We start from the raw sequence: 12,361 nt of genomic DNA, 5'->3' as shown, positions 1-12,361 counted from the left end.
GTTCACCGGAACGTTGCACGGTAATCATACCCGGAAGTCTTCCGGCCAGTGCATTTGACACATTAGATACAGGGCTCTGCGAAAGTTCCTTGGTAGAAACCTGTGCGATTGCACCTACCACAGACGCTTTTTTCTGTTGTCCATATCCTACGATGACTACTTCATCCAACATTGCTTCGTCCGGTAACAATGTAACTCTAAAAAAGTTATCCGACTTCTTAATAACCTGCTTAAAGGTCTTATAACTCACATAAGAAACAACCAATGTATCTCCAGGAGTCACATTATCCAGTTTGAACAAACCATCCACATCCGTGATACTGACAGATTTCTTATCAGCAGTATATACAGTTGCACCTGGCAATGGTTGATTGGTTTCGTCTACCACCAAACCTTGAACACCTTTCATCTGCGCCTGAGCAAAAGCGGTAGAAAGCAGCAATACACATATCCACGTAAGCCGCAGTAAATTTCCTTTTATATATGATAGTGTTTTCATAGTTTATTTCTCTATTTTCCTAAAGACAAGTTTCTTAAAATTATGACCACCCGATGGAAATTCGACTTTCATCTGATGTTTTCCCTTGGTAAGAGAAAGAACAGGACCAGGAGCCTCTATATAATTATCCCATCCGGAAGAGCCTTCAGCAGTCCGACCTTCAATTGCAGGTCCGTCATCAATCGTTATTGTATAAGTTTTAGTACCATTGGCAGAGAACCACATGACAGTTTCATAATCACCATCCTCGTACACATTAACATCATACAATCCATAGATAGGAAGAGAACCTTTATTCTCAAAGTTTCCAAGATTACTATTGAAACTCTTACCGTCATTGTTACGCTTAACATTGACCCCTTCTTCATTAAGAACTGTTGCATGAGTCAGCATCAACGTTCCGGGAATATTATTGTAAGTAAGATATTCATAAGTAGAAATCTCTTTTCCCTTAGACAATAAGGTTACTTTTACAGGTTCAAGCCATGAACCTTTCGTTTTAGCATCATCTAACCAAAGTTTCTGATCGTTATCCACCGGCATCGTCTGCGTATAAATTTCAGGAAGTGGTGAAGTACTACTCTTATATTCCTGGTTGAAGTATGTAATGACATATCCGTCAATTGCCGAAATGATAGGATCCTTATGTATCAGCACCGTCTCTGTTTCGCCATTATCAAATCCATCAATTGTCACAACAGCAGCATCCGCCATGGTTTCAGTAGCATCGGAAGTATTTCCGGAATAGTCTACCGCACACACCTTCAATGGCATATTTATGTTACCATTTATAGTTGCGAAAGTAGATTCTCCATCCACTGTAACTGACTCATTGCCCAGTGTGACAACAAACTTCTCAATATCGATATCTTCAGGACTTTCCCATACAGCAAAAGCTATACTTTCACCTAACTTATATCCAACCAGATTGATAACTTTACCAGGTTTCACATTATCATGTGCAAAGGGTTTAGCACTAATCGTAGCACCGTACGACAACTGTTCTTTCAGACTTTCTGTCTTTACCAGAAAGGTGTATTTTTCATAGTTAGTCAATCCTGTAAAGGTGATTTCACTTGCAGTACCGGATAATACTTTCTCTTCACCGGTATTCTTATTAGTTACATGAACAGCTTTCAATGTGTTTTCTACAGCTGCATCCCATGTCAATGTCACCTGTCCATCTCCTCCTTTAGCTGCCAGCATATTGACATCACTGGGTGGGATAAACTCAAATTGATCCGGTACTGGATTTACTGGAAACTTATTTTCATCACACGCTTGCAGGATAAAACTAAGTGATACCAGAGGCAGAATTATCCAAATTAACTGGCTAATTATTCTACCGATTTTTACTTGTTTTTCTAATAAAAAGTTCATAATAATTAGTGTATTAAATAAAGGTTAAAATAAACTCTTATTTCTCTGAGACTTGTTTTAGAGGTTTTCATGGACTCATAAGTATTCATATTAAAGGTTATTATTGTATTAAACTATTCAATCGCGCGTTTTGTTAAAAGCAAAGGTATTTCCACAAGATTAATTAAAAGCTGAAATAACTCTTAATTGGATATTAAAAAGCAGTTAATTTTCAGATTAACCGCTTTTTCCAATTAATTATTTCATAAGATCATTAATCATATTAACAAGCAGTTTCCCAGCAATCGGATCTGTCTCTGCTTTTTCAGTACACATGGTTGAAACTGTGGCAATTCCTCTTCCATCTTTAATCTGAATCAGTGTAAAACCTCTCATTGAATTAATCCGATTTATCCGATCTTCCGGAGCACCGCCATCAATGTAAGCATGGATTTTCATCTGTCCGGCCAGCTCTGTCAGATTTTCATTGCGATTCACATGAAGAGTAGCATTACAAGCGGTCGGAATCTCACGTTTGTTATTATTAAAATAGCGCAGTTCTAACACACCAATACCATCAAATACAGGGGCATCATTGCGCTCCATATTAACTATATCGCCTTCCGTCGGCATAATCCAGCCGGTAATATGTTCGGGATAAATGATCTTGGCAGCTTCTTTACTATTCAACAAAAGAAGCTTACCACCTTTTGCCTGATAGCCACGAAGAAATTCTTTTTCTTCTTCCGTACAGTTCGTCAAACCGGAAATGACACAAAGATCAGCCTTTTGTTTAGAATTAACGGCTTCTCTTACAGACGATACAGTCTGGTAATTAATCCTCAAGAAATCAAAAATAGCTTTTGTACCATCGTTATCCAACAATACAATCTTCTTGTTTTCCGCTACCTGACCGATATTCCATTTTTTGTCAGCTAATAATAGATTATATTCATTTTCAGAAACCGGCAGGCCATTTTCTGTCAACTTCAAAACCAGCTTTGCATTTACCTTATTTGAAGGCAACTTAGCGGGTAACTGAATATTAGGTTCAATATAGTATCGCCCATAATGCTTCACAGCCGGAAGTTCTTCATCCCCCCAAACTAATTTCTTTCCTGTTTCATCCTGTATCTCCCATCTCAATAAAGTGGGTTTCAGGTCCGTACCGTCCTCACGATCGTTTACGACATAAATACGTGTCGGCAATTTCTCACCACCATAAAGATTGCGTCCCCACAATTCTGCACTAACCAATATTGGTTGCAAAGCACGTTTCAATGCATAATATGTAGGATACGGCTCTATCTTTTGATAATCGTATACTTGCCGGAACCATGTCAACAATGCAAAATGCATGATACCTGAGGCTTGGTCATTGGAACGGCGAAGCGCCTCAGCCAATTCCCCAGTAATAAATGCCTGTACATTAAGGAATGATTGTGGATTAGAGAAATCATAACATTCATATCCAATCAGTGATTGTGGGTTCTGATGAATCAATTGATAAGAACGCGTAGGATGTCCGGTTTCATTATTCGGATATCCGGTTGACATTTCCTGACTTATAAGCGGACGATCAACCATCTTAAACCTTTTCTGAAATTCTCCGTTGAAGAAACGGAAAAGTGAATAATCATACCAGTTATAGTAAGCGTGCATATCATCAATGTCACCATCATCTATAGTATTCATAAAGTCCGCACCATACTTTTCTTTCTTACCTTTTGCCTGATAGTTAGAATCAAAACAAATAGGACGTGTAGGATCAATGCGACGCATTTCTTTCACTACATCCGAAATCACACGGTACTTTTCTTTGGCACGTTCCAAATCATTGTCATTGTCGTAGAACTTCATCTCATTATTCACAGTCCAAAAGAGTAGTGAAGGATGATTACGATATTTTTTCAGCAAACTAAGAAATTCTTCTTTCCACATCTCTATCAGTTTTGCATCAGGCAAGGGAGTAGAGTGTATCATCAACCAAGGCCAGGTGCCTTCAAAACTAACACCGATACCATTCTTATCAGCCGCTCCCATCCAGAGTTTATTCCACGGAGTAGTATGGGTACGAGTGACATCTATGTTACCAGCCTTCATCAATTGCATGAAAGTATTAGCCAGGTTCAAGTCATTCGGGGCAAGAGCAAACGGAATATGATTACCACCACGCAACCAATAACGATTTCCGTTCAGAAAAAACAAACCTTCTTTCACTTCAAAAGTGCGGAAACCGGAAGTCTCCGTCAGGCAATCCAATTCGTGACCTTTTGCAGCAACCAAACGGAAACGAAAATCATACAGATTAGGATGCTGAGGAGTCCAAAGACGGGGTTTCAACCCATTTATGTTATAAGTGAACATCTTTTCTTCGTCAGCATTCAACACCAGTTTTTGCAGAGAAAGCTTACTGTAAAGTACCGAACCAGTTTCTTTATCTACAATATCAGTATAGAGATTAAATTGATTCTTTTTAGTACCATGATTTTTCACTGTCAAATCAAACGTAGCTCCGTCCAAACTCGGTTTAATAAATACATTTTCCACCTTCAACGGGCTGGTAATCGTCAGTTTCACCGGTTGCCAAATACCGGCAGGCTCGTCACCATAAAAACCATGGGCTATATCTTTCAAAAGATTACTCTTCGCAGAAACTTTTCCATCTTCCTTTTCACTCTCACGAACAGAAGAATAGAAGAAATCAATTGCAGCACTACCAGATTCGGAAGAACTGCCATCTGTTTTACTGATCACTTTCACCACAACCAGATTTTTACCGGACTTCAACAGTTTACTTCCATCAACCTGTATTTCGCCAAACATACCGATATGTGAACCGGCAAGCTCTCCATTAATATAAATCTCTGCAACCTTTGAAACAGCATCAAAAGTCAACGTCATATTCTTACCCTCAACATTTGCAGGCAATTCTACCCATTGTCTGTACCAAGCTGCTTTAGTTTTTCTATAATCAAATGTATATCCTTCGCAACGCTCTGTTTCCTGCTGATAATAAGTATCCGAAACACCTTTAGGCTGAGGCCCTGCGGGTGAAGGCATTGTCTCTCCATGTAACCAAATACGAATAGGATTCCAGAAATTTGGAACAGACATCACATGCCAGTTCTTATCATCCGTAGCTACAGAAATAGCTTTATCCTTATCATCCAATTGATATTCAGGCATAAAAAGCCAAGTACCATCCAAAGATATATCCGTGCGACTATCCACTAACTCATTTACCTTAACAGTCCTATAATTGGCACGCTCCTGTTGACGCTTATTCTCTTTCTCCTGAGGAGTTATCATTTTACGATACTCTACCACCTTCACATCTTTCAAGGCGTCTTCTCTCATAGGAGTAACAACAAGATCATCAAATTCTGTTTCTATCCAGCCACCACCTAAAGTGACCTGACCTGAAGGAGCCAGATTACCATTTTTATCCGTCACATCTATGCGAGGTTCTTTCTCATTATTCAGGAAAACACGGATACGGTTTCCACATACTTCCACCTTTATATTATACCATTCTCCCGGTACCGGATGGAACCCAAGCGGACGTACACCCAAAAACTCATCTGTTCCCATGTATCCCAAACGCATCAGATAGATATCATCCTGCAATCCACCTTTAAGTCCCAGTACATATCGGTCGAAACGGTTATAAGCACGGAAACCTGCCCATATTTGTACTTGGTCGGCATCTTTAGGTGCACGAGCCTTAAAAGACATCGTATAGTTTTTCCACTCGGGATTTCCAAAACAAGAGTAAGCATCTACCGAACGAAACACCCCGTCAGTAACACCACAAACTCCTTTTCCCACCGTTTTTAATATTTCCCCCTGATTGGAGAAATCATTTTTCCATTCAGCCTGTGCATTGGAAGGCAGTGATACCAATGCGCACGCACTAATCAGGAATGTAGCATAAAGTTTTCTCATAAATAATTAGAGTTTTTAGTTAATAACTCTTGCCACAAAAGTACTCCGGACAGATTAATAAAGCATGGAAAACAGACTTAATTGGGCATTAAAAAAGCGCTTAATTTTTTCAATTAAACGCTTAATTATAAATAGATTGAGATTATTCGCATAATTTGGAGAGTGGTATCTTATAATCTTCTCCAAGAGATTCACGGTACTCTTTACAGAAACGGTCATAAACACTTTTGGCAATACCTTTTTTTCCTTCCAGAAACAAGACCGAGCACTTAGCTGCCAAGGCTTCCTCATTTAAAGGATCATGCAAGAACATAATATCAGTAATACGAAGAACCATTTCACGATCACTTTTCCGATATTCAATATCCAAAAGATTTCTAAGCAAATCAATGGAAAGACTCGAATAGGCATCCTTAAATTCATCCAACCAGTCAACAATCGTATTGGAAAGTAACGGACCATATAGCAACAATTCCAATATCTGATTCAAAAGTACTTCATCTTTCTGAGCTCCGTTTTTCTGTAATAGGTCCATACAATGAAGCGCAGTACAATAATCGCAAAATACACTTTCATTCCAACGTATTTTCAAGAATCCACCGTCACTTATCACTTCTACATCACCCACCTCTTCCAACAATACACGCAGTTTGCGTAATGTTACATTCCGATTATTTCTGGCAGCAATCTCATCCTTATCCGACCAGAGCATATCTGTCATCTTCCGTGTCAAAATACCTCTCTCATTCTTTTCAGTATAAAGAATCAATAAAACCAAAAGACTTTTCAGGCGAGGAGTAAAATTAGAAGTAATGTCATTTCCTTCCTTATCTCTCACATTAAATGTCCCAAGCAAAGATATTGCCGAACGACTACGGTCGAAATAGTTCTCAATGGACTTAGTCACAAGTATATTTTCACCCTCTAATTCTATTTCTTTATTTTCCAGTTTCTTACTCCCTTCCGGTATGTCTCTTATTGCAGTCGGAATATTGTCTGACAGAGATTTCACCTCCTTATTCCGGGACAACCAGAAATATATAACATATCCAAGACCTAATAGCGCCAATGTTCCAACGACAATCCAATACCATGCAAAAGAATCGGCAACAGTTTCTTCTTCAACCTGCATAATGTCAGATTCACTCATCAATGGAGTATTAATAGAATAGATAGACACATTATGCGTACGATCTGTCAAGATCTTATCCATTACCAGAAACAACTTCTGATGAGAGGGCGAAGAATAAAAACTAAAATCACAATCCTGATGAATTACTTCATTACGAATTGGTTTGGAGACTTCTGTCCAAACCGTATCTTTCATTGAAATTTTCCACAAGACTCCACCATCCTTCAGTGCGACTGCATAAAAAGAACTATCCGAGGGTTCAAAATACATAGACGAAGCCATCAACATAGAAACATCTGTCTGTTGCTTCTTCCATACTACCCTCGATTTTTTTGTCTTCAAATTAATGGCATAAAGTTCCGGGTAGAAATGAGAAACCAACTCTTGCTTACCGTATTTATTTCCCCTGCCACCCAAAATGTAAAGTTCATCACCCACCACAGTTATGGCTGATGAGTAACGGGGATTAAGCAAAGGTTCGTAATTAATCTTTTCCAGTTCACCCGTAGCAGCATTCATACGAAACAAATCATTCTGATATCTGTAGAAACCATATCCTCCAAAAAAGTAAAATGATGAGTCGGCAGAATTAAAAGTACGGGCATGATTATAGTAATTAGGTTCTTCTTTATTGCGCTCTGACAGACTCCATCTTTTTGTATCAAAAGAAAAGCAAGAGACACGATTTTGGGACAATGAATAAGACACCAATCGATTACTCAATGTATCAAAAATCAGATGATCTGTAAACTCCATTGCAGGATATCCTCCCTGCACTCCTATTTTATCTACCAAAGTACCTTTTTCGTCCAATACTTCCACCGTTTCCGGTTTCACCAGATAAAACAAGGCATCCAATGCATTAAAAGCCACATCCAATCTTCCGGATATATTTCCCTTATAAATTGATTTCCACTCAATATGATCATCTATCAACCAATAAGGAGATTCAGCGCGTGCTATCGCTCCTTTCATTTCATCAAAGCAAATGTCATTATTGTGTTTCCACAACTTCCATTCACAAGTTTGTTCACCGTCCTGTGACACTTTTACATCCTTTATATTTACGGGTGCCACGTCAGCCAGATATTCAGGAGCATGGCCGAACAACGCTCTTACATGCGTCGAACCACTTAAAGGTACCATTATCGTTGTGTCCTTTCCATTGTAATTCACAGCGATGGAATTATTATTCATATCCATCCGCAGAGAAACGGACACCCATTTCTCTCTTTCAATGGGACTGTCAACAGTGACCATTCCTTCATTAAATACCAGTGCCGGATAATGTCTACGCCCTCCCGCAACGAATGAAAAACGTACTAATTGGTTTGTATTCGTATACAAATGCAATATCGATCCAAAATCAGGCTCATTATTCCGCACCCACATCTGAAAAGAAATGGTAAACTCATTATTTACATCGAAAGGTTTGTCATCATTCAAAGTAAGGGAGGTTCTGTCAACACTGGGAGCGGAATGAGACCTAAAATAGAGTCCACCATTATATATAGAGGCTAATAAATTGCCCCCTGTGAACAGGAAGAGCACAAGCAAGATATATCTGCAACTGTTTTTCATATTTCTAGTTCAAGAAGACATGACAAAGGTATAAAAAAAAGATAAAATCAGTAATAAGATCAATAAAAAGTAACCGGTATTCAACAAAATCATCAAAAACGATTCAATTCTCTATACAAAAGTAATTTCAGTTATAATCACTCCGGTATTATGCAAATAATTAGCATAATACCAGAGTGTATAACTGAACCTATTGAAAAACACCTATTCAAAAACTTTGCTTTTTCCCTTAATCCATTTACCTTTTTTCCGGTTCACCTTAAATAATAGACCCGGGCCGTATCAAAACCGTACTTGCTCCGTACTATCTCCACTCAAAAGTACCTCTACATGGAGATAGTACGGACTTGGTACGGAGCAGGTATGAATCAAGTACGAATCAAGTACGGCACAATCACCTTAGAGTGGGGACAAACCTATTTTTCATTTTGCTTCGGGATTGACAAACATTACTTTCAGAGAAGAAAGGAATTCATTCCTATTATCACATCTGAAGTCACCGCTGAATTCATTCCGATCTCTTTCCCCTATTTTTATACTTATTTTATTCCAACCTTGCAACAAGGGCAGTTCTTTATAAGTAGCCTCGTGTCTGTTTTGTGAAGCAGCAGCGTATGCTTTATCATTAATGGCAAGCTGACATTCTTTAGCTTTCACCACTAACGTAAGTTTCGGCATATTCGGTTCAATCAGCAAATCATCTAAAGGACGCGGACTGAACACATAAATATCCAAAGCCCATCCATCTGCCTTTTTCACTAACTTGTCCTTTGTAGCAACCGGGAATATCAGCTGATTATCACGCAAGAAGAAAACTTCATTTGATTTCACTTCAATCTCATTACAGTCAATACCGGCATTCTTCAGAATTACCCCTAACGTATTATAACCTTTTTCTGAGTTTGTAAACTCTTTCAAAGTACTGATATAGAAGCAGGAAGCATCTTTCCGATATTTCACAAATACAGGAGTAGCTGCTGTACATTCGTACTCACTCCGTACCGTACTGGCTGTTTTAAGTTCCTCCGGACGTTTATTCCAAGCTCTCCAATCAGTTTTACAAGCATTCAGCAATACCTCTCCTTCTTCCACTAAAGCGCCTGTCAGCGAGTACTCTGAAGCATCAGCTCTTTGAAGTTCACAGAAATAGAAATCTGAATTGTTCAAGCCACGTATCCATGATTTCTGAACTGGCAGGAAAGAAGAACGTTTAAGGTTATCCAGAGCCACCGGAAGAGGCAGAATCTTATTGTACACATTCACAGTCTGAGGTGTCAATCCCCAAATCCAAACATCAGCACCTTTAGCTATATTAGCCAACATACTCTTCTTTTCAGCAGCAGACAAAGTATAAGTACCATCCACAATATAAAGCATCCGTGCAGGAACAGTTACTTTAGTCGCAAATTTCACACCTTTCGCATCCAGAATATTCTTCAGCTTACTGTCATCTCCTCCAATGAAAACGACTTCTTTATATTTCTCTGCCGGAGTAGCGGCCGGCGCTTCATATTGTTTCATGTCAATATTGGCATAAGCAGACCAACTAGGATGCCCCGGTGCATTGGCTGCACGCATAGCATCATACATAGGCCACGGATCATACAAAGGCAGACTTGGATCATATCCAGGATTGAATGTAGTGCAATAGGGGCCTACACGTTCCGGTTGCACACCCGGAACACCTTCTTTATATTCTGTAAAGAAGATACCGTCCTTACTTATATCCGGTTGTGTAGTCATATCCTTTTTACCCAACGGCAGTGGTTTCAAGGAATACCATGCCATATTGAAAACCGTGCTATAAGAAGCACCCATATTACGTTGGTTAGCAAGCAGATGATAACATTCATTAGCTAATCCTTCCATACGTCCCAACTGCGATTCGTAAGCTCTTTCACCATTATACTTGGCAACCTGCTCGGGAGTACCGTAATAAGCCATACTATGTTCGCCAATTCCCCAAGGCTTACCAATTTCAACCCAGTGTTTCATTGAATTCATATCACCATAGTGACCAACTGTAACCGGCAATATACCATCTCCATCATCTTCTCCGTCGGCAGAAATCCACGGGCGGGTCGGGTCGTTTGCACGAACGATGTCTCTCCAATCTTCCCAAGCTTTCTTCTGCTGAGGCATCAATTCCGGTCTGTTGTAAACATGCAAAATCACCGGTTTATTTTCATTACTGATACTCCAACCAAAGACAGAGGCATGATTACGGTCTCTGAGTACAAAGCGTTTCAAATGTTCTTTTGATGCTTCCCAGAAGAGCTCAGAATCCAGTTTCGGCCCCCCATCACTCGCCCAGTTAGCAGTTTCATTCAATACACAGATACCCATTTCATCAGCTACATCCATATAGAAACGAGGATATATCTGTGCATGAGGACGGACTGCATTGGCATTCATTCCCTTAATAGCAGTGAACCATGCCCACGCATATCTACGCGTCATTTGCGGAATACCCATAAAGTGCCAGGAATCACCTCTTAACTGATAAGGCTTACCGTTCAAATATTGTGTAGTACCTTGCAATGTCCATTCACGCCATCCGAAACGCTCATATTTCATATCAAGGGTTTCTTTCTTAGCCTGCAATGAAAGCAATACGGCATAAAGATTCGGCTGTTCAGGAGTCCAGTAATTCAACTCACCGGATACCGGAACCTGCAATACAACTTTGCTCGAAGCATTAGCGGGAATAGCCACCTTTACAGGAGCTACTTTCAAAGCTTCCTGACCAAGTTCCCATGCTGGTACAGGAGCCGAGTTTATATCTGTTCCTGCCAGATTCACCCACTCATTGATTTTACCTTGAATCTGTAAGTCAACTTTCTTTTCCGTATTATTCTGCACAGTCACTTCCAGTTCAAGCATATTCTTTGAAACCAACGGTTTCACATATACATCTTCCACATGCACTTTGGGCAATGCCAGCAAATATACATCCTGCCAGATACCGGCAATATGATATCCCCACATAGAACCTGCAGGAACAATGCGGCGACCAATCGTAGAATTGTTTTCAAACAAAGACTGGCTGCGAACTCCCACCCATACTTCAGCTGTCTCACCTGCATTCACTTTATCCGTAATATCTACACTGAACGGAAGGAAAATATCAAAATTCTCTCCCACCTTCTCCTTATTAATATAGATTTCAGTATATCCGGATACAGCCTCAAAATAAAGTTTTATCTGTTGACCATCCCAGTCAGCAGGAATCGTTATAGTTTTCTTCATCCATGCCATTTTCACTTGCTCCCATTCTTTCGGATAAGACGGGTAATTGCGATGATCGGGACCTTCCACATCTCGGTTGGCAAAAGAATTAATATTCCAGGGAGAAGGTATTTTTATGCGGGTTTTGCTCCAAGCCCCTTCTTTAGGTAACGGCAGTTCCGGTGCTATCCCCTTACCTTGCACGTAACTACCCGGCAAAGCCACAGGTTGGAAGTCCCAGTAACCATTCAGGCAAACTTCTTTCCTATACTCCTTTTCTGTCCTATTTACAAGACCCTCACTTGGTGCAAACGGGAAATTATACACCAATTTACCATCGCTCGATGTGGTTTGCCCCACTGTCTTTCCCGGTAGCAAGAACAAAGCCGTCAGCAAGCTTAATAAAATTGCATTTCGTTTCATTTAAGAATACTATTAATTAGGTATTAGACATATTTGTTTTCCTGTTTGCAAAGTAAACGGGGCAGCATTAAAAAGTAAGCCGAAACAGAATTAATATTGAATTAAAAACATATTAATCCTCCATATTTCAGCACTTTTCGATTAATAGATGATTTTTTCTGCAATCTTTGTACCTTTGTCATATGTACTAA

5 protein-coding genes are annotated in these 12,361 nt (G+C 39.6%); all 5 read right to left on the bottom strand.

Annotation, left to right across the window (positions count from 1 at the left end):
- Positions 1-499, bottom strand: a 499-nt coding sequence (locus BACCELL_RS00445; protein ID WP_007209494.1) for a carboxypeptidase-like regulatory domain-containing protein, incomplete at its 3' end; no start/stop codon positions are given.
- Between the two features lie 3 nt (positions 500-502).
- Positions 503-1,879 (bottom strand): carbohydrate-binding protein, encoded by a 1,377-nt coding sequence (locus tag BACCELL_RS00440; protein WP_007209493.1) that lies wholly within the window; start codon positions 1,877-1,879, stop codon positions 503-505.
- 237 nt (positions 1,880-2,116) lie between these two features.
- Positions 2,117-5,806 (bottom strand): glycoside hydrolase family 2 protein, encoded by a 3,690-nt coding sequence (locus BACCELL_RS00435; protein WP_007209492.1) that lies wholly within the window; start codon positions 5,804-5,806, stop codon positions 2,117-2,119.
- A 142-nt stretch (positions 5,807-5,948) separates the two neighbouring features.
- The gene (locus BACCELL_RS00430) at positions 5,949-8,519 is read right to left on the bottom strand and encodes a Kelch repeat-containing protein (RefSeq protein ID WP_007209491.1); all 2,571 of its coding nucleotides are present in this window, start codon (positions 8,517-8,519) and stop codon (positions 5,949-5,951) included.
- A gap of 423 nt (positions 8,520-8,942) precedes the next feature.
- A complete protein-coding gene (locus BACCELL_RS00425; RefSeq protein ID WP_007209490.1) occupies positions 8,943-12,170 on the bottom strand; it encodes a glycoside hydrolase family 2 protein in 3,228 nt (1,075 codons plus the stop codon).
- Positions 12,171-12,361 lie beyond the last annotated feature (191 nt).

The sequence above is a fragment of the Bacteroides cellulosilyticus DSM 14838 genome (assembly GCF_000158035.1).
GTDB classification, from domain to species: domain Bacteria; phylum Bacteroidota; class Bacteroidia; order Bacteroidales; family Bacteroidaceae; genus Bacteroides; species Bacteroides cellulosilyticus.
This window is presented reverse-complemented; position numbering and strand designations above follow the sequence as displayed.

Bases quoted from the DNA above. Each gene is read 5' to 3' on its own strand.
- BACCELL_RS00440 (WP_007209493.1), bottom strand. From the start codon at position 1,879: ATGAACTTTTTATTAGAAAAACAAGTAAAAATCGGTAGAATAATTAGC.
- BACCELL_RS00435 (WP_007209492.1), bottom strand. From the start codon at position 5,806: ATGAGAAAACTTTATGCTACATTCCTGATTAGTGCGTGCGCATTGGTA.
- BACCELL_RS00430 (WP_007209491.1), bottom strand. From the start codon at position 8,519: ATGAAAAACAGTTGCAGATATATCTTGCTTGTGCTCTTCCTGTTCACA.
- BACCELL_RS00425 (WP_007209490.1), bottom strand. From the start codon at position 12,170: ATGAAACGAAATGCAATTTTATTAAGCTTGCTGACGGCTTTGTTCTTG.